The 24,927-nt window shown below is 55.0% G+C and carries 8 protein-coding genes and 1 other RNA gene; 3 read left to right on the forward strand and 6 right to left on the reverse strand.

The genetic code is table 11. The features are described 5' to 3' along the window. Positions 1-11: 11 nt before the first annotated feature. Genes OGY04_RS14800 through iolB form a run of 3 tightly spaced genes read left to right on the forward strand, consistent with a single transcriptional unit; the run spans position 12 to position 3,649 of the window. Positions 12-1,916, forward strand: a complete 1,905-nt coding sequence (locus OGY04_RS14800; RefSeq protein WP_071444942.1) for a bifunctional 5-dehydro-2-deoxygluconokinase/5-dehydro-2-deoxyphosphogluconate aldolase — start codon at positions 12-14, stop codon at positions 1,914-1,916. Positions 1,917-1,930: 14 nt separating this feature from the next. After that, positions 1,931-2,821 carry a myo-inosose-2 dehydratase gene (iolE, locus tag OGY04_RS14805; protein WP_060683363.1) on the forward strand — a complete coding sequence of 297 codons (891 nt, stop codon included), beginning with the start codon at positions 1,931-1,933 and terminating at the stop codon, positions 2,819-2,821. 9 nt (positions 2,822-2,830) lie between these two features. Further along, complete coding sequence (iolB, locus tag OGY04_RS14810) at positions 2,831-3,649, forward strand: 5-deoxy-glucuronate isomerase (protein WP_136392259.1); 819 nt, start codon at positions 2,831-2,833, stop codon at positions 3,647-3,649. A 217-nt stretch (positions 3,650-3,866) separates the two neighbouring features. On the opposite strand, the gene OGY04_RS14815 is transcribed toward iolB, so the two are convergent. From OGY04_RS14815 to OGY04_RS14840, 6 genes are all read right to left on the reverse strand, one after another. Beyond that, positions 3,867-7,409, reverse strand: coding sequence for an inverse autotransporter beta domain-containing protein (locus OGY04_RS14815; protein ID WP_286585459.1), 3,543 nt, complete (start codon positions 7,407-7,409; stop codon positions 3,867-3,869). A 522-nt stretch (positions 7,410-7,931) separates the two neighbouring features. Further along, positions 7,932-8,295: a transfer-messenger RNA gene (gene ssrA, locus OGY04_RS14820) on the reverse strand. Between the two features lie 72 nt (positions 8,296-8,367). Beyond that, complete coding sequence (locus tag OGY04_RS14825; RefSeq protein WP_085951585.1) at positions 8,368-9,531, reverse strand: beta-barrel domain-containing protein; 1,164 nt, start codon at positions 9,529-9,531, stop codon at positions 8,368-8,370. A gap of 7 nt (positions 9,532-9,538) precedes the next feature. Then, positions 9,539-11,725: a type I secretion system permease/ATPase gene (locus OGY04_RS14830; RefSeq protein WP_286585460.1), complete on the reverse strand. Its 2,187-nt coding sequence runs from the start codon at positions 11,723-11,725 to the stop codon at positions 9,539-9,541. Continuing rightward, positions 11,722-13,131, reverse strand: coding sequence for a TolC family outer membrane protein (locus OGY04_RS14835; protein ID WP_008785529.1), 1,410 nt, complete (start codon positions 13,129-13,131; stop codon positions 11,722-11,724). The genes OGY04_RS14830 and OGY04_RS14835 overlap by 4 nt, the downstream gene beginning before the upstream one ends. 100 nt (positions 13,132-13,231) lie before the next feature. Beyond that, a complete protein-coding gene (locus OGY04_RS14840) occupies positions 13,232-24,442 on the reverse strand; it encodes a BapA/Bap/LapF family large adhesin (protein ID WP_286585461.1) in 11,211 nt (3,736 codons plus the stop codon). Positions 24,443-24,927 lie beyond the last annotated feature (485 nt).

The raw sequence follows: 24,927 nt of genomic DNA on the forward strand, positions 1-24,927 counted from the left end.
GAGGTATCAACGTGGAAAAGCAGTTTGATGTGATATGCATGGGCCGCGTGGCGGTTGACCTCTACAGTCAGCAAATTGGCGCGCGCCTGGAAGATGTGTCGAGCTTTGCCAAATATCTTGGTGGTTCGTCCGGCAACGTGGCTTACGGCACGGCACGCCAGGGACTGCGTTCTTCAATGCTGGCGCGGGTTGGCGACGAACATATGGGCCGTTTCCTGCGTGAAGAATTAAACCAGGTAGGCTGCGATACCAGCCATCTGATCACTGATAAAGACCGCCTGACGGCGCTGGTGCTACTCGGCATTAAAGACCGGGACACCTTCCCACTGATTTTTTACCGTGATAACTGCGCGGATATGGCGATTACCGCCAGCGATGTTGATGAACAGTACATCGCTTCTGCTCGTTGTCTTGCCATCACCGGGACGCATCTTTCTCATCCGCAAACCCGCGAGGCGGTGTTGACGGCGCTCACTTACGCCCGGCGTCACGGCGTGCGTACGGCGCTGGATATCGATTATCGCCCGGTGCTGTGGGGACTTACTTCCTTAGGCGACGGCGAAACACGTTTTATCGCCGCCGATCAGGTCACCCGCCAGTTGCAGGAGGTGCTGCATCTTTTTGATGTAATTGTCGGCACCGAGGAGGAATTTCATATCGCGGGCGGCAGTACCGATACGCTGCAGGCGCTGTCGCAGGTTCGCGGCGTGAGTAACGCGACGCTGGTCTGCAAGCGCGGTGCGCTTGGCAGTTCGGTGTATACCGACGCGATCCCGGCCCGGCTGGACGATGGCCTGACGGTCACCGGCGTACGCGTAGAGGTGCTGAACGTGCTGGGGGCGGGGGATGCGTTTATGTCTGGTCTGCTGCGCGGCTATCTTAACGATGAAGGGTGGGAACAGGCGTGCCGCTATGCAAATGCCTGCGGCGCGCTGGTGGTATCACGTCACGGCTGTGCACCGGCGATGCCGAGCAAAGTTGAGCTTGATGATTATCTTTCTCGCGCTGCAGAGGTTCCACGTCCGGATCTCGATCCGCATCTCAACCATTTACATCGCGTGACGACTCGCCGCCGCACATGGCCGGAACTGTGCGTGATGGCCTTCGATCACCGTAGCCAACTGGAAGAGATGGCGTTGCAGTGCGGCGCGTCTTTGAAGCGTATTCCGGCATTGAAACAGCTTATTTTGCAGGCCAGCCGTGAAGCGGCCAACAGTGCCGGGCTGGAGGGCAAGGCCGGGCTGCTGTGCGATGGTACGTTTGGTCAGGATGCGCTGAATGCGATAACCGGAGAGGGCTGGTGGATAGGTCGCCCTATCGAACTGCCGGGGTCACGCCCGCTGGAGATGGAACACGGCAATATAGGCTCGCAGCTCATTAGTTGGCCGCAGGAACATGTGGTGAAGTGTCTGGTCTTTTTCCATCCGGAAGATGCCCACGCGTTGCGTCTGGAACAAGAACAAAAAATCGCTGAGGTGTACCGCGCCTGTTGCCAGTCCGGTCATGAGCTGCTGCTGGAGGTGATTTTACCGGCCAGTATGCCGCGCAGTGATGAACTGTATTTGCGCGCCATTTCCCGCTTCTACAACTTAGGGATCTACCCCGACTGGTGGAAACTCCCACCGCTGACGTCTGCTGGCTGGACGGCGTTGAGTGACATTATCGAACGGCGCGATCCGCACTGCCGTGGCGTGGTGATCCTGGGTCTGGACGCTCCGGCAGAGCAACTGCGTGCTGATTTTAAAGCGGCTGCGGGTCATGGGGTGGTGAAAGGATTTGCCGTGGGACGCACGCTGTTCGGCGACGCTTCCCGCGCGTGGTTGAAACACGATATTGACGATGCGCAGCTGGTGGCGCGCATTAAAGATAACTACCTGCAGCTTATCGCCTGGTGGCGCGAGCGCGGACAAGCATAATTCAGGAGAAGATGATGACGGTACAATTAGGTATTAATCCACTGACATGGACGAATGACGATCTTCCTTCACTGGGCGCTGAGACGTCGCTTGATACGTGTCTGAGCGAGGGCAAAGAGGCTGGATTTGCTGGTTTCGAACTGGGTAATAAATTCCCGCGCGAGGCGCGACTGCTCGGCCCCATTTTGCAGCGCCACGACCTGCAACTGGTTTCCGGCTGGTACTCCGGACGTCTGCTGGAACGCAGCGTGGAGGAGGAGATTGCCGCTGTGCAATCGCACCTGACGTTACTGCGCGAACTGGGAGCGAAGGTGCTGGTCTTTGCCGAAGTCAGTGGCTGCATTCACGGCGAGCAGCAGACGCCGGTACATCTGCGTCCGCGCTTCCCGCAAGAGCGCTGGCAAGAGTACGGTGAAAAACTCACCGAGTTTGCGCGCTACACCCAGCAGCAGGGGGTACAGATTGCCTATCACCACCACATGGGAACGGTGATTGAATCTGCTGAAGATGTGGATAATCTGATGACGAATACCGGTGATGAAGTTGGCTTGTTGCTCGATACCGGGCATTTGACCTTTGCGGGTGCCGATCCGTTAGCTGTGGCGCAGCGCTGGGCATCACGTATCAACCATGTTCACTGCAAAGACGTACGTGCCGACGTGCTGGCGGATGTCAAAAACCGCAAAACCAGCTTCCTCGATGCGGTGCTGAGCGGCGTCTTTACCGTGCCGGGAGATGGTTGCGTTGACTATCCGCCGATCATGGCCTTGCTGAAGGCGAACCAGTATCAGGGGTGGCTGGTGGTGGAGGCGGAGCAGGATCCAGCCATCGCGCATCCGCTGACGTATGCGCGTCTGGGCTATAACAACCTTAGCCGTCTGGCGCGGGATGCCGGGCTTATCTGAGGAGGTGATATGTCACGTTTATTATCACGTTGGCAGCAGCCGGACGCGCAAGGGTGTACGCAGTCAGTGACACCGGAAAGCGCCGGTTGGGGATATGTTGGCTTTAGAGCGTATGAACTGGAGGAAGGGCAGCAGCTTACGCTGCCCGCCGTCAGCGAAGAACGCTGCCTGGTACTGGTCGCCGGACGCGCGACCATCACCACGCCGGGCGCAACTTTTACGGATATCGGTGAGCGGATGAGCCCGTTCGAACGCATCAAACCGTGGGCGGTTTATGTCACTGCTGGTGAAACCATACAGGTTCAGGCGGTGACCAGACTGGAGCTGGCAGTCTGCGCTGCGCCGGGGAAAGGCACGCACCCAACACGGCTGATCGCACCTAAGGATATCGACGGGGAAGCGCGCGGCAAAGGTCACAACCAGCGCTACGTGCACAACATCTTACCGGAAGATAAACCCGCTGATAGCCTGCTGGTGGTGGAGGTGTGGACCAACGAAGGTTGTACCAGTTCTTACCCAAGCCATAAACATGACACAGATAATCCCCCGCAGGAAACCTATCTGGAGGAGACTTACTACCATCGCCTCAACCCGCCGCAGGGATTCTGTATGCAACGGGTGTACACCGACGACCGGTCACTTGACGAGTGTATGGCAGTCTATAACCGCGACGTGGTGATGGTGCCGAAAGGGTATCACCCGGTGGCAACCCTGGCGGGATATGACAGTTACTACCTTAACGTGATGGCCGGCCCGGTTCGCAAATGGATGTTTACCTGGGAAGATGAACATGCGTGGATTAACAGGGATTATCCGGTTGATAAGTAAGGTCATGAATGGCTTTGTTAAAAGTGAGTCGTTTTTTTCCCTCCTTTTGATGAGTAAAAGGGGGAAGAATGGGATGACGGTTGGCGCTATTTAAGTGCTCATTATTCTCATAGCTCGCCTGGCCATGAGAATAATGCAAGCGTCGATATATTTGAGGTTATGGCAGTTGCCGGGGTGCTCTCGAAAACACCCCGGCTATCTTTTGTTTATATCCCGATCAGGAATTTGGTTGATGGTTCTCAACTACCCAGACGGTGAGTACTTTTTCCAATGTTTTATCTCCCATCGTTGCCTTCGCTCTCACCCAACTTACACCGGCCGTATCCGTTCTCAGTTCAGAGTAAGCATTCCCTAACTTAAAGTTGGTTTTATCCGGCGTCATCGTAAAGGTTCCGCTACCGGGTTTGGCTTTGCTGCCTGCGCTAAATTCGACACTGCCGTTTAACGGGTTACCGAATTTATCCTGCAACCGGGCCATAAAGCCTACCGGCTCAAGGTTGGCAACGGCATAGCCAGGATCCTGCTCCAGAGTGAGTACTGGATTCTGGGCATCGGCATTCAGCGTTAGCGAAGCATTTGCCGAGACATTGCTACCGTGTTCAGCCAATGTGGCGGTCAGCGTGTAACGACCCGCCTTATTACCGTGGACATTTACAGTCGCAGTACCGGAACCATTGGTGGTGACAAGCGTATTGTCAATCACCAGAGGATCGCGTGGCGATGGGCCTGTAGCCGTAATTTTCAGCTTACGGTTGCTGACGCTGTTCCCTGATGTATCGGTCAGATGCAGGGTAAACGCCACGTTATCCACATCACTGACTACGGCGGATGTCGTTGACGGTTCGATCGTCAACGCGGCATTTTGCAGATCCGATACCACCTCAATCGCCTTACTCGCCGTAACGCGTTTACCCTCTTTGATGAAGGTTGCCTGCAATTGATAGTGCCCGGCTTCTGCGGCAATAAAGTTTGTTGATGCCATTCCTTTCTCATCCAATGTGAGTTCGGACTGGCCCAGTTTTAATCCACTGGCAGGGGAACTGGTCAGGTGCACGTCACCACTAAATGGGTTGTTTTCACCGTCGACAACCTGTACCTGAATTTCATGTGCCGCTGATGCGTTTGCCACAATGCTCTCAGACGGTGCGGTCATATTCAGCACTGCGCTGTTAATATCAGGTACGAATTCCAGGTCAACGCTTGAGGACTCAACGCTGTGCTGCCCATCTGTAACCCTGGCATTAACGGTGTAATGACCTGCCTTAACCGTAGTTAACGTTACCGTCGCGTAACCATCTTTATTGGTGGTGATTTTGTCCGGGTACACGAGCCCTTGTGGCGTTACGATAAGCTCCACTTTCTGTCCTTCAACCGACGCGGCGGTATTGTTGAGCATGATCTCAAGCGTGGCACCATCGCGACCGTTTGCTGCAATATTGGTGATTGCGCCATTGTCTTTGGCCGCCAGAGACAATGTTGCCCCCTCCATTGCAGAGGCAAATGTTACGCTTAGCGATGAGCTGATGTTCCCCGCGCTTAGCGTAATATCATAAGTTCCCGGCGTTGAACTGGTCAGTGAGAATCTTGCTTCACCTTTGGCATCGGTCTTCACAACGTTCTCCCCATTCGCGATCTTAACCTGTGGCGGTAACGCCAGAGTGACCGTGTATCCGGACAGCGGGTTCCCATAACGGTCGGTCAGGGTAACGACCGCGATATTACTCTGTTTGCCATCCGCCAGTGCATTGTCCTTGGTCAGGTTAAAAGCCTGCACCACCGGTTGCGTTTTGTCGGCAATCCAGTTGGCTTGTTTTTCCAGCCCAGAGAAATCATGTTTTTGTGACTTCACACCAATGCGTGTCGCCTGAGCCAGTTCAGACGTTGCCTTAGCGCTGTACACGCCGTCTTTCTCTTCTACTGCAGTAAAACGGACCTCGCCGCTGGCTGAAACTGCATAAAAACGTAAGCTGTCGTCGCCGGTGATGGCATTCCCGTCTTTATCTTTTGCTTCTAACGCCAGGCTAATCGGGTGTCCAACGACCTGCTCCATGGGCATTACCGTGAATGTCGATTTTGCCGCCTCTGCGGAAACCGCTTTTAGTTTCACCGTCAGGGTTTCTGTTTTACCCAGGACTTTAGCGGTGATGCGTGCCGTCCCCGCTGTTAAACCCGGCGTCAGCGTGGCGGTATACACCCCGGAGCGGGTTTCCTGCACTTCACCAAGTTTTGGAGCCTGTGCCGAACGCTCACGATTTCTCTGTGCGTCAGGCGTAAACGCTAAAGACAACTCAATGTCATGTGCAAGCCCTGTTAACGGATTACCATTGGTATCTTTAAGCACCAACGTAACCGGATGCTGTGACTTCCCGTCAGCCGCGATGATCGGTTGCTGCTCGCCGTTCAATGTAAAATCCATTGTGCCGACAGAGGCTGAACTCCCCGTCACCGTCACGTTCATCACCGCATAGTTAGAGACATTTCCTTTAACATCTCGTGCCGTTGCACCGATTTGCCAATGATTAGTGCCGCCTGGTGTATAAGCGGGTAACGTCAGTTGCCATGATGTGCCGCTACCGGAAATGCGTCCGCCAGCGGCGGTAAATGCGCTATCGTTCCACTCTACCGACTGAATGCCCCAGTGGGATTTATCCAGCGAAATAGTCACCGGAATAACGGCGCCACCTTCCCCCTGTACGCTTTCAGGCAGGCGGATTTTCAGAACCGATTTTTTGCGGTATTCCAGAACAATATTGTTATTTCGTTCGACAAAATCGTAGCGTCCGTGCTGAACTTCGCGCATTAACGCAACATTGTCGCTGTTCAACTGCTTCGCCAGCGGGATGCCGGGGCGATAGTTAATCTCTATGCCGAAGCGTGAATCATGAGTATTGCTCTGCCCCTGCTTGTGTTCAGCGGAAAGCGTAACTAGCGGAACCGGCGTATAGCTGATCCCGCCTGTAAAGGCGTACGGATTTTCCTGAAGATGATCGCTGCCAAAGAGGCCGACATTCTTGCCGTAATACTTTTCATATTTAAGCGATGCGCCCAGTTGCGGATACGATGGCAACCAACCTTGGGTATAGATATCCCATCCATCCGCCGGACGTTCCTGATAATCATCCAGATCGTGGGAATTCTTCCATTTTGATAATCTTAAATAAGCATTTGCGCCTGCGCGTAAATAATCTCGCCAATACTCAACGCCTGCACCCATACGTGCGTGATGACGACTTAAATCGTAGTCATAAAATAAGTTTGCGCCAAGCATTGAATTATCCGCCGTGAAGTAGCGATAACCCATACCGATATTAGTTTGGGTTCTGTCATCGGTACGGTGAAGCGATGTCTGGCTAAATAAAACATGCTGCTTTGTATCAACCCACGGATAAAGGAAATCGAACGCCGAATCTTTCAACGAGAAAGCGTCATCGACGTTGAGTTGAATACGCGCATTACCGTACTTCTGTAGCCACTCTACCACCTCCTTCGTTGCCTGTGCTGAGACGGTATTGGCAGCAAAACTGCCCGCATGGCCGTTTTCAATACTTCTGCCAGCCTGCGCGGCGAGAGAAGACAGGCCGCGCAGTTCTTGCTGTTCTGCGGCGGCCTGCGATGCCTTAACGGCTGACGCATGGCTGATGGTTGGCGTGAAGCTAAGAATGGCAGGATACAGAGCCTGCAAAGCGATTGTTGACCATGCGACAACCTTATTAACGGGGCCTGTTGCCCCATTGCTCCGCGAAATTTTCTTATTTGACATTTATAACTCCAATATCAATTAAAAAAATCAAAGGTTATTCCATGTACTGAACGGGATGCGTAATATATGTATTTAGTAGGAAAATTCAAGAGTTGTTCATGGAGAAGTTAACTGGATATTTTTACACTATGCGGCATTATGGGCTGGCTAACGATGTCGAACGTTTAAATGACGAATGTATTTAAAAAATACGTTTATTTTTATCGTGACGATTTTAAGCTTGTAGGGATATTATTTAACCATGGTCGTTCACTGTTAAATAAAAAGAGTTCTCAGGAAATTAATCTGCCTGTTCGTATTCAGCTATCATCACGTTCTCCGGATCTAAGTCTGGAACGTGTCAACACTTTCAGGACGGGGCAAAGAGCATAAAAAAGCCCGCATAAGCGGGCTTTTATGTCACTCGGGAGCCGCGGCTCCTTTGCGTATCTTTTTTGTCTCCTCACCGTCTGGTCGGTGTCCAACTGAGACTGCTAACTTCCTGTTATTGCTAGTGCTGTCCTGGCACTATCCAATCATGATTGGTGGAGCTGGCGGGAGTTGAACCCGCGTCCGAAATTCCTACATCCTCGGCACTACATGCTTAGTCAGTCTTTACATTCGCCTGGCACCTGCGGACAGACACGCCACTACCAGACTAGCCTGATTAGTTTTAACGCTTCAACCCCAGGCAGGGCCTCCACGCGATCTCTTTTGGGTTTGACCTCTCTTTGATCCCCGTCTTAAGAGCGGAAGCTAGGGAGAGAGGGCTCAGAGCAGGTTATTAAGCTGCTAAAGCGTAGTTTTCGTCGTTTGCGACTATTTTTTTGCGGCTTTTTACGAGGCCAACCGCCCCTCGGCATGCACCTTGGGTTTCGCGAATCCCGTCGAATCCAGAATCAGCCCCAATGTGTTAGAGCAAGTATAACAGACTTGTGACACGCGTGACCAGCCCCCGCAACCCCTAATCCTCAAGGATTTAGCGCTCGCGCAGCGCTTCTTTTGCGCGATTAAACGGTTTGATTAAATAGTCGACGATGGTTTTTTCACCTGTTTTTATATCCACTGTGGCAATCATGCCCGGTACTATGGAGAAATGGCGTCCCAGTTTGTTCTGTAAGAAGTCCTGATGTGTGCGGATAAACACGCGGTAATAGAAGATTTCAGGTTTCACTTTGTCCTGAATGGTGTCCGGAGAGATGGTTTCGACTACGCCTTCCAGGCCGCCGTAAATGGCGTAGTCATAGGCGGTAATCTTCACCAGCGCCCGTTGTCCAGGATGGATGAACGCGATATCACGCGGCGACAAGCGAGTTTCTATCAGCAGATGATCGTCCAGCGGCACAATCTCCATCATCTCGCCATTAGGCGGGATTACGCCGCCAATGGTGGTGACCTGGATGTTTTTCACGATACCGCGCATCGGCGCGCGAACGGTCAGACGGGTGACGGAATCCTCGCGTCCTTTCAAAATAGCCGCCAGCATGTCCACTTCGGCGTTAGCTTTTGACAGCGCTTCCCGCGCCTGCACGAAATATTGCGAGCGCAGGTCGGTGATTTTTAATCCCAGATCGCTTTTTTGTCGTTGCAGGCGCAGCACTTCTACGTGGCTGGCGGCACCGCTTTTCTCCAGCCGTTGGGTGATGGCCAGTTCTTTATTTACTGAGACCAGTGCATCCTGAAGTTCTGCCATTGAATCCGCAAGCTGCGCGCGACGGCTTTTATACAGACGAGTTTCGGAGGCGATGAGATCCGGCCAGGCGCGCAGTGAATCGGGAAAGACCAGCGGCAGATCGTTAACTTCGGCATTAAGCCTTGCGCTGGAAGCCAATGAGGCGCGATAACGGGCTGCGCTCTCCCCAACATTGGACTCAGAACGGGTGGGGTCGAGGCGGGCGACTATTTGATTGGCCTGCACTTTATCTCCCTCGCGTACCGTAAGCTCGGCGAGAATGCCGCCATCCAGCGACTGCAAGACTTGCTCTCGCGAGCTGGGGATCACTTTCCCGCTGCCGGTTGAGACTTCATCCAGCTTGCCGAAATATGCCCAGATACCCAGGACGGCAAACAGCAGCGTGCTGAGCAGAATAATACGGCTGGCCCCGGAAAAACGGTGCTCGCGGCGGATATCGAGGTCGTCCATGGCGGCATCATGCGGATTGGTTTTCATTTTTCCACTCCCGACCGTGAGTTGGGGCGGGTGCCCGGCTCGCATTTAATGCCTGCGCTTTCGGGGCATCCATAACCAGTTGGCCTTCTTTTAATACCACCACGCGTTCGACCAGCTCCAGAACCGGTACGCGATGAGTGGCGACAATCAATGTGCGGTTGCCCAGCCACTGGTTCAGGCGCTGAATAAACTCCCGCTCGGTATGTTCATCCAGCGAGGCGCTGGGTTCGTCGAGCAGCACGATATTGGGCGATCGCAGCAGCATTCTTGCCAGCAGGATCGACTGCCGTTGTCCACCGGACAAACCGTTGCCGCCCTCCATAATGGGATGTGCCAGCCCTTTGGCGAGTTGTTTAACGAAAGCCGCCGCGCCGCTGACCTCCAGTGCTTCGAAGATCTGCGCGTCGCTGGCGTGCGGTGCGCCGAGGGTCAGATTCTCGCGCAGGGTGCCGAAAAACAGCCGCGCGTTCTGGCTAAGAAAACCGATGTTGCGGCGTAAATCAGCCATATCGATCTGCGACAGACTCAGGTTGTCGAGCCGGACATCGCCCTGGATAATCTCCACACCGCCCGCCATGGCCTGCAGCAGGGTTGATTTCCCGGCACCGTTACGCCCGAGGATTGCCACGCGCTCGCCGGGCATGACCTCCAGGCGCGAGATGCGCAGCGGAACGCGCTGATCGTCGCTGTGGTAGCGAAAGTGTGCGTTCTCAAACAGATAATGGCCGTGAAAAATCTCCTGATGCACCCGGTCTTCGTCGTACTGCGTTTCGGTGGGAAGCTGCATGATGCTGTCTAACCCCATCTTCGCCGCCTTGACCTGTTGCCAGCGGGCCAGCACGCCGCACAGATTTGCCATTGGGGCAATCATTCTGGAACCGAGCATCGAAGCGGCCACCACGGCGCCGGTGGTCATCGTGCCTTCAATGACCATCGGCGCGCCGAACATAATGATCGCGGCGTAGACCAGGCTTTGTACCGACATGCCCCAGCCAATCAGCCCCTGAGTCAGCCTGCGCGTGCGCAGCCCGGACTCTCCGGTAATGCGGATGTAGCTGTTCCACTGCTGTAAAAAGCGGTTTTCCGCCTGCATCAGCTTGATGTCTTCCAGCCCCTGAACGCTCTCGACCAGCACCGCGTTGCGCAGGGTGGATTCATGGGCAGCCTGGTTGGCGAGCACCGCCAGCTTCTTCTGTAACAGCAAACCGGGCAGGATCATCAGCAGGGCCGCGACGGGCGCTATCCATGCCAGCGGCGGGGCGATAAAAGCCAGCACTACGATAAACAAAAAGAAAAACGGCAGATCGACAATGGTCGACATGGTCGAGGAGGTGATCATCTCGCGAACCTGTTCCAGCTCGCGCAGTTGAGAAATGAAGCTCCCCGTCGAGCGGGGGACGGCGCTGTTGCGCAGGCGCAATGCATGGCTGAACACGCGATCGGAAATGCGCATATCGGCGCGTTTGCCGAGCAGGTCCATTATGTGGGTACGCGCTTCGCGCAGCAAAAAGCCAAACAGCACCGCCACCAGAACGCCAGTGGAGAGAACATACAGCGTTGGATAAGACTGGGCGGGGATCACCCGGTCATAAACCTGCATGGAAAAGATAATCCCGGCGAGCGACAGAACGTTAATCAGAAAGGCGGCAATCATGACCGGCAGATAAGGACTAATGTCTTTTAACACCAGTTCGCGCATCCAGTCGGGCTTGAAGCGCGAAATATAGCGGTCTACCCGACTGTCCTTCAGCGCCGACAGCGGGCGCATCGCGGTAATACTCACGATCTCCGGCAGAAGCTCTGCGACCGTGAGCCGGTTACGCTGGCCCTCTTCGGCGATGATAAACACATCCAGTGCATCTTCGCCGTTGAAATGTTCTATCACCATTAGCTGGCCGTCGCGCAGTTCCGCCACCACCGGCAGACGCCACTGACCGAATACCTGCGTGGCGGTATTCAGCGCATGAAATGACAGTCCCGCCTGACGCGCCAGTTGCGACAGGGCTGTGGCCCGGCTTTTTCCCGCAAACCACGGGGCGTTGGCCTGGATTGCGCCGGGAGAACAGGCCACGCGATAGTGATTGGCAATATGCGTCATCGCCTGCGCCCACTGGCTAAGAGCGTGTTCGCTAATCGCATCTTTTGCATGTGAATCGAGGTCGCTCATAGCTTGATCTCCACCGATTGAATGCTGCGATTATTTAAGGCGAACGCCTGGCGAAGCGAGCCAGTGTTATAGAGGCAGTTCAGCTGGAGCTGGCGCAGCTGGTTTTGAGTCTGGAGTTCCGCAAAACGGGCCTGATACACCTCTTGCTCGGCGTTAAGTACGTCGAGCAGCGGGCGCGAACCGAGGTCCAGATACTGCTGTTGATAAAGCTCGCGCGTTTGTTCACTCAGTCGCTGCTGGCGGCGCAGAATCTGCAGGGCGGTGGCGAGGCTCATTGCCTGGCTGCGGGACTCCAGTAATTTTTGTCGTACTTCGAGTCGGGTGCGCTGGATGGAGTATTGTGCAGACTCTACCGCATGGCTGGCGGCGTTGCGCCTGGCGGTGAGTCCGCCCCCCTGATACAGCGGCATCTCAACTTTTACCCACGTGGAGTACTGGGTTTTGTCGAGCACCTCATGGCTGGGGTATTTGTCGTTGAGATAATGCTGAACCGACGGTTCCAAGGAGATGGTGGGCGTCATCTGCGCGTTGGCGTAATCGAGATTTGCCTGTGCCACATTCGCTTGCGCCCAGGCCGCCAGAACCGCGGGAACCAGTTTATCTTCCGGTTTGACCACATCGCAGCTGCTGTCCAGTTTGGCCGGGAATTCGTTGCTGATGCCGTTAAGTGAGTTCCAGCCGAGGTAACTCATCAATGTGGCCTTACTACTGTCGAGATTGGCCTGATACTGCGCCAGCTGAGAACGTGCAGACTCGATACGCGCATCGGTTTGCACCACGTCGGACAGCGAGGTTGCCCCTTCATCATTGCGTTGTCGGGTCAGTCGACCAATGTCGTTTAAGGCGGTGAGCTGTTCTTCGGCGGCGTCCACCATTTGCTGCCACGTCTGCACCTGGACTATCGCGTTGGCGGTTGCGTGGGCGATGGTATCAATACTGAGTAACACATTCGCCTGCTGTTGTGCGGCTCCGGCGGTCTCGGCGCGGACCTGGCTTGCCACTTTGCCGAAGTCGTACAGCATTTGTGACACCGAAATAACCAGCGCCGGGCTAAAGCCGTGGTCGGTATAGGTATTGCTGTAACCGTTATTCATTCCGGCAGAAACCTGCGGGTAATATTTCGATTTCGCCACGTCGATCTGTTCGTTTTGCGAAAGCAGTTTGCCGATCGATTCACGAATAGAAGGATGCCAGCTCACGGCACGACTTACCGCGTCGTTGAGCATCAGGTTGCCGGGGGCGGCAGCGCTCAGCGGCAGATCGGCAACCGCGCCGTCCAGCGAGGGAAGCATCTGGCTGGTGGCCAGTCCTTCCGGCGTAATAATTTGCGGTTCATCTTCGGCATTCACCCGCAGGGTACAGAGCGTTAATGCCAGAAGTAATGCAACAGGCGCGACATTTCTCATAGTTTATCCCTTACAAAATACGGCAGCGACGACTGTTATTGCCCCGGACGTCATGGCATCCGGGGCTGTAGTTATGGCGCTTTAACGCATTGCGTTAACGTCAGGGCACGATGTGATTTTGTTGCACCAGCTCATCGAGCGTGGTGTGTACGTTCTCCAGCGTTATGAGATTGGTTGAGTGATATGTGTTGCCCGTACCGTCGCGGTCGATGGCAATCACCGTGTTGTTACCGCTGGTGGTTACGGTGAGGTAGTTGCCGAGCGTAGCGTTCTGCCCGTTCCAGCCCACCAGCAGGTCGCCGATATCGATTTTGTCACCCTGGGCCAGTGAGAAGTTGGTCCAGGTGTCGGTAGCACCATTGCTAATGTTGCCGCCGGTAGCGTCGTTGGCGTTGAGCAGGTGATAAATCAGCGTATCGCCGTAGGCGCTGCCAGTCAGGCGATCGGCATCGACGGTACTCACCACTTGCGGATTCATATTGATGGTCAGCGTAGCGGTATCGGTATGGCCATTCTGGTCGTTAAGGGTGTAGGTAAATGTCTCTTTGGTGACGATGGTGGAGAGCGAGACATCGCTGTTGAGGGCATAGGTGTAATGACCATCAATGCCAATGGTCAGTTTGCCGTACAACCCGTTAATGATGGCGCTGGTCGTGCTACTCAGCGGATCAAGCGTGACGGTACTGCCGCCCGTGCCGTTCACCGTCAGCAAGGTATGCACGCTGGCAATATGGTCTCCGTCATAAATATTGCCGGTGACACTGTTCGCTGTGGAAGTCTCGAAGTTTTGCAGGTCGATTATCGTACCTTTCACGCTGGGGGTGATGGTGATATTCCCCAGCCCCAGCCCCCCGACGCTTCCGGTATAGTCGAGGCGATAGTTGCCGGGGTGCAGTACGATCCCGCTCAAGGCTATATCGATATTGCCACCAACCAGCAATCCGCCATTGAAAGAGTTACCGGCAATCTTGATGTTGTTGCTGTCATACAGCGCCCAGGTGACGGTCAGCCCGCCCAGCGTCAGACCTGACGCGACGTTAAAATGCAGTATGGCGTTTTGCACCGCCGTTCCCGTAGCGATTTCAATGACGCCAGTACCACTTTTTGAGGTGGGTGAAAGGAGTTGGGCACTCCAGCTGGCGTTCCCGACGCTGTCGTCGGTAAACGACCGGGAAGTATCCGCCTGGGTACTAACCGCCATCGTGCTGCTGACGTCATTTACTGCATCCAGCGCCTGTGGGGTTGGTTTGATATTCAGCGATGCACTGCCGGTATCGCCGTTTGGCGCTTTGACCTTATACACGAAACTGTCCGGCGTATTGATACCGTCTGCGCCCAGTCCGCTTCTCAGCGTGTAGGTGTAGTTCCCTTTCGCATCAATAGTCAGCGTGCCGTACTGCCCGTTAATGGTGGTTGTACCCGTTCCGTTTATGGTGACACCGTTAACTTCGGTGATAACGGTATTGGCCGGAGCCGAGTCGTTGACCAGCAGGTTTCCATTGGTTGTCGCACTCAGGCTGTCGACGGCGTAGGTGTGATCGGCCTGTATATTCAGGGTATAGCTGGTCAGCAGCGTCAGACCGCCGGAGGCGTTAAGCAGGAACAGATAGTCACCGCCAGGCAGGGTGATGGTGTAATCCGTTGAGCTACCTCCTAGCAGCGCCGTGACCCAGTTGGGCTTCACGCGGAACTGCTCATACTGCTGAATGGACTCGTTGAAGCGATAAACATAGAGGTCAAAACCGCCAACCGTGACGCCGAGAACGCTGGCCTTGACGGTCAGCGTGCGGGTTGCGCCATCATCCACATTAAATTTGATCGGATTGGTTAAACCGTTAACCAGACTGACATCCAGCACATTACCCAGTCCGATGTTGGCGAGGGTGAAGCCGGTTTGCTGTGATGTGCCATGATCAACCGCGATGACCTGCGTCCCGTAAGTCAGCGCAGCCACATCGTCTGCCGCGGTTACCGTACTGGTGGTTGGCGCCTGACCGAGCGTTACCACCAGTTTTGCCGAGGAGTGATCGCTGCCATGTGTCAGCGTGTAGGTGAAACTTTCAGAACGGCCATACACCGAGATTGACGTATCGGTCAGGGTATAGGTGTAGCTACCGTTCTGATTGATATGCAGGATGCCGTATTTCCCCTGCACATCAATGCCGCCCGACGGGATGTTCACGACGTTGCCGTTACCGTCGGTGATGGCGGTAACCAGCGTGCCGGAAGGGGCATTATCCTGCCCGTTGGCGGGATCGATATCGGTGATGATATTGCCAGACTCAGTAGTACCGCCGGTGATGGTTCCTGCGCTGGCTTTTACCACTGAGACATCAAGGCTGGTGTATGCCCCGGTCGCCAGCAGGTTGGTGTTGTAGCTGACCACGCGGTAATCACCACCAGTCAGTCCGCTGTAATTGAGCGTTACGCCTGAGGCGCCCAGAGTGAGGAGGCTGGCAAAGTCTGGTTTCCCGGTATCCACCACCGTCACCCAGGCATTCAGCGCGGTGTCAAAGCGCTGGATGACGACTTCAAGTGTGTTTAACAGCGACAGCACCACGCCGGTCGCTGCGGCATTGATTGTAATGGATCCGCTGCCGCCAGAAGCGATGCTGAAATTCACGCTTGCCGTATCGTTCCCCAGCACGTTGGCGACATTTCCCAGCGCATTGACCAACAGGAAACCATAATCGCTTTGATGCTCGGTGCTGACGGTGACATCGGTTTGTAGCGGCAGGCTGGTGATATTGTCTTCAGCCAGCAGCGGCAATACTGGTGCGAGAGCGCTTGTCGGCGATGAGGTATTTCCCGCCGCATCGGTCGCCGTGGCGGACAGCGACTGCCCTTCAATCTGGCGAACCGGCAGGTTGACGCTGTAGACACCGCTGCTGTTGGCGATTGCCGTCACGCTGGTGCCGCCGGGCAGAGAAATGGTGACCGTGCTTCCCGCTTCGGCGACGCCGCTGACGGTACCGCCATCGGCGCTGATCAGGAGCGTTGGCGCGGTCGGTGGCGTGGTGTCCACGATCACGCTGAACGAACCGGACAACCCACTTGCGCCGTTGGCGTTGGTTGCCGTGGCGGTAAACGCATGGTTACCTTCGCTGAGTGCACCGGATGGGGTAAAGCTCCAGACCCCGTTACCGTCTGCGGTCGTGAAGCCCATTAGCACGCCGTTGTTGTACAGATTGATGACGGCGTTAGCCTGCGCCGTTCCGCTGAGCGTTGGCAGGGTGTCATTGGTGGTTTTACCGGGAGCGACGGGTCCCATGATAGTGCCGACGTCATCGAGCACGCTGGCAATAACAGGCGCAGGTGGTACGCCGGTAAACGGTGCCAGCACGTTACCCGCCGTACCGATGTTGCCTGCGGCATCCTGTGCGCTGACCATCAGAGTTTGCCCACTGATTTGCGGTGGGTTCAGAGTGAAGGTGAAATTACCGGAGGCGTTGGCGGTTGCCGTGCCGAGCACCGTTCCGCCGCTGGAGGTAATAATGACCGTGCTGTTTGGTTCGGCAACGCCGGTGAGCGCGGTGCCGTTGGCGTTTACCGCCAGCCCGGTTGGGATACCCGGGGCAACGGTATCGACCACGATCGCTGCCGCAGACGATATGCCACTGGTATTACCCGCACTGTCCGTTGCAGTGATGGTAAACGAGTGGGTACCTTGTGCCAACGCGGTAGTCGGGGTGTAGCTCCAGTTGCCGCTGCCGTCCGCCGTTACGCTGGTGACAAAGCTGCCGTTATCATAAATATCAACTCGCGCGTTGGCTTCCGTGATGCCGTTTAACGTTGGGCGCGCGTCGTTGGTCGGCTGATTGCTGCCAATCGGCCCGGTGTTTGGCCCGACATCGTCAATAATGCTGCTGATTGAAGGTTGCGTCGGCGCCGTGGTGTCAACCACCACGCTAAAGCCTGCCGTCGCGCCGCTGGTGTTGCCCGCCGCATCAGTGGCGGTGACTGTGAAGGTGTGCGATCCATTAGCCAGCGGTGTGGTTGGGGTAAACGACCAACTGTTATTGCTTTGCACCAGCGCGGTACCCAACAGGGTGCTTCCGTCATAGATGCTGATGGTGCTGCCTGCCTCGGCGGTGCCGTTCAGCGTCGGGCGTGCATCGTTGGTCAACTGTCCGTTGCTGAGCGCTGCATTGAACACGCCGCCTGCAATATCATCCACCACCGAGACCAGCAGCGGGACGGATGGTGCAATGGTGTCGACATTAATCGTAAACCCGTCTGAGACAGGGCCCACGTTCCCGGCGGCGTCGGTGGCGATGGCGGTAAACACATGCTGACCGTTGCCAAGTGTGGTGGTCAGATATTCCCAGGTGCCGTCTATCGTCGCAGTCACCGTTGCCAGCAGCGCGCCATTATCGTAGATGGCTACCCGGGCACCGGCTTCCGCTGAACCGCTGAGTACGGGACGGGTGTCGTTGGTAAAGGCTCCGTTCGATAGCGTTCCGGTTCCCGGCTGCACGTCATCAAACGCCTGGATAATCGTTGGCGCAAGCGGGGCGACGGTATCAACAACGATGTTAAATCCCGCAGACGTCGGGCTGACGTTTCCAGCCGCGTCGGTGGCTGTTACCGTCAGCGCGTGGTTACCGTTGCCAAGTTGGGTTCCCGGTGTGAAGGTCCAGGCGCCCGTACCATCCGCTGTGGTAAAGCCGATAAACGATCCGTTATCGTAAATTCTCACCGTGGAATTGGCTTCAGCCGTACCGCTAAGCGTCGGGAGTGGATCGTTCGTGGCCTGACCGTTGTTCAGATTTCCAATCAGCGGGCCGACATCATCTGCAACCTGAGTAATCACTGGTGCTGTCGGTGCCAGAGTATCGACGGTGTAGGTAAAGCCACCAGAAGGCAGGCTGGTATTGCCTGCGCTATCTGTAGCCGTGACGGTCAGAGTATGCTGGCCGTTACCCAATGCCGCGGAGGGCGTAAAACTCCAGCTTCCGCCTGCGCCGACGATGGTGGTGCCAATGGGCTGACCATCGCTCAGGACGGTAATCGTCGCGCCAATTTCACCGGTACCGCTGAGCGCCGGGCGACTTTCGTTGCTGATTTGCCCGTTGGAGATAGGCCCGGTTGTCGGCGCAGTATTGTCCTGCACCGAACTGATGACCGGTATTGACGGGGCAATAGAGTCCAGCTCAATAGTAAACGATGATGATACTCCGCCTGTGTTTCCCGCCTGATCTGTGGCAACGACGGTGAAATTATGTTGCCCCTGTCCCAGCGGAGCATCCGGAGTGAAGCTCCAGTTACCTGACTCGTCCACCTGAGTTGTACCTATTTCAGCGCCGTTATCACGGATCGTGATGATGGCGCCAATCTCGCCTTTGCCGTTCAGGGTAGGCTGCGCATCGTTTGTAAGCTGTCCGTTGGTCAGCGCGGTATTGCCGGGCTGATCGTCAATTACTGAGGTAATGCTCGGTGCGGCTGGCGCCAGCGTGTCGACGACGACCACAAATGGTGGCGTTGTCGGGCTAATGTTACCCGCGTTATCTGTAACGCTGGCAGTCAGCGAGTGGCTTCCTTCTCCGAGAGCAGGGGCAGGCGTAAAGCTCCAGTTGCCATTTTCGTCGCTGGTGGTTGTGCCGATTACCGTGCCATTATCACGGATGGTAACAACCGAATCCGCCTCGGTAACGCCAGCAAGCGTTGGGGTATTATCATTGGTCAACTGCCCGGAGGTCAGGGGCTGGATCGTACCAACGTTGTCCGTGACCGTCACAATAGATGGCGCATTCGGTACCAGGGTATCGACAATGATCCGGAAATCACTGGATGGATCTCCCTGGTTGCCAGCGGCGTCCGTTGCGCGGGCGGTAAAGAGATGATCGCCTTCTCCCAGCGGTGCTGTCGGGGTAAAGCTCCAGAATCCGTTACTGTTTACGGTCGTTGTGGCATAAGCGACACCGTTATCGTAGAGGGTAATGGTTGCCCCGGGTTCGCCAGTTCCGTTGAGCGTCGGACGTGAATCATTTGTAATTTGCCCTTTATCCAACGATCCAGTGCCGGGGGCAACATCGTCGATAATGCTGGTGATCGTTGGCGCTTGCGGTGCCGTCGTGTCGATGGTGATAGCGTAGTTGGGTGACTGACCGCTGGGTATGCCACCGACGGTTTGCGACACAGTGAAGTTATAAGTTGCACCGTTAGTTAGTGGGGCGGGTAACTGATAACTCCATGCGCCAGAAACAACGTCGGCTATTACCGATGGAACTTGCAAAACACCATTTACATAAATATTAACAGTCGCTCCTGCAGTGGCAGTCCCTTGCAGCAGTGGTAAGGTGTCATTGGTGGTTTTACCGTTGCCAATCACCCCCATGATGGGCGCGATGTCATCAACGATCTCAAGCGTTGGTGGATGAGGAACGCTGGAGGTAGCAGCGCTAAACGTTGTCGGGTCGCTTTGATTTCCGGCGGGATCCTGAGCGATGGCGTTGAGCGCCTGACCGGTTGTTTGCGCTGGCGAAATTGTGACAGCGAAGTTACCTGAATCGTCAGCGATCCCTTGGCCGAGGATCGAAGTACCGCTGCGAATGATGACGGTACTGCCTGGATCGGCAGAGCCGCTAACCAGCGTACCGTTCGGGTCTACGCTGGTAACCGTAGGCGTTGCAGGCGGCAGGGTATCGACAATCAACGTCAGCGGGTTATCTGCTGCCAGTGAGTTACCTGCGTCATCCACGGCGCCGAAAGTCAGTGTGTGAGTGATATTGGACGTGAGGGGGACATCCACACTCCAACTGCCGTTAGCAGCAACGGTAGCTGTCGCAATGGCGATGGGATTGTTACCATCGAAAATCAAAACCGTACTGCCCGGTGTGCCGGTACCGCTAATGGTTGGCGTTGTATCGTCCGTGACGCTGCCGCTGGTTAGCGAACCGGTAAAGACGCCAACGTTATCCTGGATATCCGTGACCTGCGGCAACGTTAACTTCGTGTTGTTAACCGTAAACGAAATGCTGTTTGAATTGTCGCTGACGTTACCTGCGGGGTCTGTTGCGGTAGCGCTTAATGTGTAGCTCCCGTTTGCCAGCGCAGTCCCGGGGGTAATACTCCAGGTACCGCCTGCCACCGTTGCAGTACCGATCACCGTACCGCCGTTATACAGAGTGATGATGTCTCCATTGACACCTGTACCACGAATGGTTGGCGTGGTGTCATCGGTCACGGCGTTGGGTGCAAGGTCACCCATGATATCGCCGACGTTATCATTGGCGGCGATAATCACCGGCGGCGCAGACGGCGTCGTGTCGATGTTCAGTGTTATAGCTGTTGATGGCTGGCTGACGTTGCCTGCAGGATCGGTTGCGGTGAGGGTTACCTGGTAAGTACCTGGAGTAACCGGTGCTGGCGGAGTAAAGCTCCAGGTTCCGTCTGCACCTACTGTTGCGGTTCCCTGTAAAGGGGGAGTGCCGTTCAGATAAACGGTAATCAAATCCCCGACATTCCCCGTGCCGCTAAAGGTTGGCGTGGTATCGTTGGTGTTGCCGTTAGTGACCACACCCGTTACCGGAGCCACATTGTCGGTAATGATTGGCGCGGCTGGTTGTGCGGGAGGCGTATTGTCTACCGTCAGGGTAAAGCCGGCTGATGGGATCCCCGTGTTGCCCGCGACGTCGGTCGCCGTGGCGGTGAATTTATGCGACCCGTCGGCGAGTGAGGTTGGGGTAAATGTCCAGGTGCCGTCTGGTTGTACGGTGACGGTGCCAATAGGACCACCATTATCATAAATCGTAATCTTCGCGCCGGGCTCGCCGGTTCCGGAGAGTTCGGGATTCGAGCTCTTGGTACTGCTGCCGTTATTCAGCGTTTGTAGGTTTGTCCCAATCAGACCTTCTGCGGAGCTGATAACCGGGGCTGCTGGTGGAGTGGTATCAATCGTTAGCGTAAAGTTTCCGGCATTGCTGGCGTTGCCTGCAACGTCCGTGGCAATAGCGGATAAATTGTGTGTTCCTTCACTGAGCGGTTGGTCGAGTTGAATACTCCAGGTGCCTCCGGGCAAAACAGTCGTGCTTCCAATTGGCGTAGCTCCATCATAAAGAGTGATCTTAGAACCGTCTGTTCCGGTTCCTTTCAGCTCTGGCAAGGTATCGTTTGAACGGCTTCCGGTAGGCAGATCGATCGGTGCATTCCCAACGTCGTCGGTAGCAGCCAAAATGACAGGAGCGCCTGGCGGTTGGGTATCTACGGTAACGCTGACCACTGTGGGTGAGGTGATGACATTACCGGCGGCATCAGTTGCCGATACCGTAAACTGATGGGTGCGATCGCTGAGCACCTGATTCCCCGGAACGGTATAACTCCAGGTACCCGAGCTGTCGACAAGAATAACCGTCAATAACTGAATGCCATCGTACAGGTTTACCAGTGAACCTGGCTCACCGGTACCCGAGATGGTTGGCGTATTGTCGTTGGTGACCCAACCGTTATTTGCAACGCTGCCCGTAATGCTGCCAACGTCATCGTTAACCAACGTTATCACTGGAACAGTTGGCGCAATTGTATCGACAATTATTTTCCAGCTTGCCGCGCTGCTGGTGTTATTCGCGGCGTCTGTGGAGGTCACCGTGAAGATGTGAGCGCCCTCGCTTAGCGCCGAGACTGGCGTATAGTTCCAGTTACCGTTGATATCAGCGACAACGGTCGTCAGCAGGGTGCCGTTATCGTAAATTTTGACCTGAGAACCTGCTTCGGCGGTGCCTTCCAGCTTAGGTTTGCTATCGTTGGTGACATCGCCGTTATTGAGAGGGCCCTGATACATGGGCTGGTCATCCGTCACGGCGGTGATGATGGGCGTTCCAGGGGCGGTAATATCCGGAGCCACCGCGGAAGTTGGCTGACTCTCGTTATTGCTACTGTCCGTTGCGGTAACTTTTACCGTTTCGCCGTTCATTTTCGACGGCGTAATCGACACCGTGAAGTTGCCGCCGCTGTCGGCCTGGCCTGTGCCGATCTGAATACCATTGCTGTCTTTTACAGTGACGGTGCTTCCCGCTTCAGCATGTCCGCTTACAGAACCACCGTCCCCGGCGACGGTGACGCCGGTTGGCGCGTCAGGCGCCGTGGTATCCGGGGCGGTAATCGCGCTGTTGCCGCTGGTATTGCCAGCAGCATCCGTCGCGTTGGCGACAAGATGTTCTCCGTTGGTCTGCGGCGGAACCAGCGTGGCGGTGAATTCTCCGTTCGAGCCGGCGGTTACTGTTCCAATTATCGCGCCACCAGGATCCAGAATATGTACCGTACTGTTGGGTTCCGCCATGCCGGTAACCTGATCGCCTGTAGGATTAATCACCAGATTAGCTGGCGGCAGCGGGGCCGTGATGTCTGGCGCGAGCGCGGTTTCCGGTAGGCTTGGGTTCCCGGCAGGATCGGTGGCGATAGCGGTAATGGTTTCACCATTGGTCTGAGGCGGGTTAATGGTGATGGTAAATGAGCCATCCGTTCCGGCGACGCCGCTGCCGATCTGAAGACCGTTATTATTATTGATGGTCACGGTACTTCCTGGTTCGGCTGTACCGGTGACGACAGAGCCGTCGGCAGATACGTTCAGATCGTCCGGCGCTGACGGTGGCTGAGTATCGATAGTGATATTGAATGCCGCTGACGTTCCTCCCGTGCCCAGGTGGTTGGTTGCTGTGGTGGTGAAGGAGTATGAGTCGTCCTGCAAGTTGGTGTTGGAGGTCCAGGTCCAGTTGCCGCTGGAATCGGCAAGCACGCTTACAACAAGCGCGCCGTTGTTATAAATGTTAACCGTGCTGTTGGCGTCTGCGGTACCCGAGATCGTAGGCGTTGGGTCGTTGGTGGCCTGATTATTGTTCAATGGCCCAGTTGAGGGGGTAACATCATCCACAATGCTGATGATAACAGGCACGCCCGGGTAGCCAGAGTTGGTGGCATTGAAGGACGTGTCTGGCCCGACGTTGCCTGCCTGGTCCTGAATCTTCGCGATCAGCGCTTCACCGTGCGTCTGTGAAGGTGAAATCGCGATGACGAAATTGCCGGTTTGATCAACGGTAGTTGAACCCAAAACCTGATTATTACTACCGATGATAATGACCTGGCTTCCTACCTCAGCACTACCGGTTACCTCGGTGCCTTGCAGGTTTACGGAGGAAATGACCGCGCCTTCAGGCGGGGTAGTATCGATGGTGAATGTCGGTACACTCGTTTCCGCGCTCACGTTACCCGCATCGTCAGTTTGCGTCAGCGTCAGATTATGAACACCGTCGCTAAGCGGCGTGTCAGGTGTAAACGTCCAGTTACCATTGTCATCCACCTGAACCATGCCAATCAGAATGCCATTATCAGAAATGCTGATGTAAGAGCCCGCTTCACCAGTGCCTGTGAGTGTTGGCGTGGCATCGTCGGTTACACCGTTATTACCTATCAAGCCTTTAATGGAACCTGAATCGTCAGTTACTTCTGTGACCACAGGGGCGTCGGGGGCAAGCGTATCGACAATAATCTCCCAACTGTCCGACATGTCGCTGCTGCCCGTACCGTCTGATGCACTGACGGTAAACTTGTGGGTACCGTCTGCGAGTGGAGAGGATGGCGTAAACGACCAGTTGCCGTTGGCATCGATAGTGACCTGGCCTATTTCGACGCCGTTATCAAAAATATGCAATGTGGCATTTGCGGGGCCGGTGCCCTGGAGAGTAGGCGTATTATCGTTGGTGGATTCCTGCTGATTAACAGGGCCAGTAATCAGCTCCTGGTTATCGATTACGCTGGTGATAACGGGTACGTCAGGCATGTTAGGGGTTGTTGTTGGCGGTGAACCACCATCCCCATTACCACCGTTGCCATTACCGTTGCCATTTCCGCCATTTCCGTTGCCGGCGTTATTATCACTCCCGCCGCCACCACCGCCGCCACCTCCACCGCCCGCCGCGAGGCCAATTCCGCCTGCGACCGCGATCCCACCAAGAACCCACGGCCAGACGGCGCCGCCTTCATGGCTTCCCTCGGCAGTCATTAGCGGAGTGAGATCGTCCAGATGCTGGAAATGGAATGCCCCATCAGTATCCTGAACCCACCACAGCGCGCCATTACTGTCTTCCAGAACAAGCTGGTTTTGCGCATCACCTTTTCCGACATAGAAGTTCTTAAGGGTGATGGTTTCACCTGAGCGGAGTGTGACAACCAGATCCTGATTCACGCGAGTCAGTTGACTTACCTCCTCACGTGACACCGACAGTTTCACGATAGAAGGCGAACTGAGCGTAACTTCAGAGGATTCAACATTTGTGGAAACGCCAGTTAATTTTGATACAACGGCGAGTAGACGCATATGTTCACTCCTGATGGCATGTCGGGAGTATTAATCCGCAACAGCGCGCTGGGAAAATGAGCAGACAGGGGCCCCGTTCACCATAAAGATGAATTTACACAGGTAATTACATTGATTAGGTCATGCAGAGGTTCATTTACTTATCAAATACGTTCGGGCCCTGTTAGCTGAATAGTTCTTTCGTATTAGATGATATAGTCAGAAAGAATGTATTCTGCAACTTATCCATATTAAAAATATATTTAGCTAATTGAAAAGTATACTTTCCGGTGTGTGTTTAATGATTTGTTTTTGGTTAACTTGTTGTATTTAAAGATTTTGTATTTTAATCGAAATGAGAGGTGATATAATAAACAACAGTAATAATAGTGTTATTAAATAAGTTTGAATATAGGTGGCATGGTCTTGAAGTTTTATTTTATTAGACTATGGGGCGCTACGGTAATGCCAGGGGAGTTTATTTCATACCTGAACGATTCAGCACA

The organism is Citrobacter sp. Cpo091, assembly GCF_030332645.1.
Taxonomy (GTDB): domain Bacteria; phylum Pseudomonadota; class Gammaproteobacteria; order Enterobacterales; family Enterobacteriaceae; genus Citrobacter; species Citrobacter portucalensis.

Excerpts from the sequence above, each read along its gene's own strand:
- iolE (WP_060683363.1), top strand. The coding sequence starts at position 1,931 with ATGACGGTACAATTAGGTATTAATCCACTGACATGGACGAATGACGAT.
- iolB (WP_136392259.1), top strand. The coding sequence starts at position 2,831 with ATGTCACGTTTATTATCACGTTGGCAGCAGCCGGACGCGCAAGGGTGT.
- OGY04_RS14815 (WP_286585459.1), bottom strand. The coding sequence starts at position 7,409 with ATGTCAAATAAGAAAATTTCGCGGAGCAATGGGGCAACAGGCCCCGTT.
- OGY04_RS14825 (WP_085951585.1), bottom strand. The coding sequence starts at position 9,531 with ATGGACGACCTCGATATCCGCCGCGAGCACCGTTTTTCCGGGGCCAGC.
- OGY04_RS14830 (WP_286585460.1), bottom strand. The coding sequence starts at position 11,725 with ATGAGCGACCTCGATTCACATGCAAAAGATGCGATTAGCGAACACGCT.
- OGY04_RS14835 (WP_008785529.1), bottom strand. The coding sequence starts at position 13,131 with ATGAGAAATGTCGCGCCTGTTGCATTACTTCTGGCATTAACGCTCTGT.
- OGY04_RS14840 (WP_286585461.1), bottom strand. The coding sequence starts at position 24,442 with ATGCGTCTACTCGCCGTTGTATCAAAATTAACTGGCGTTTCCACAAAT.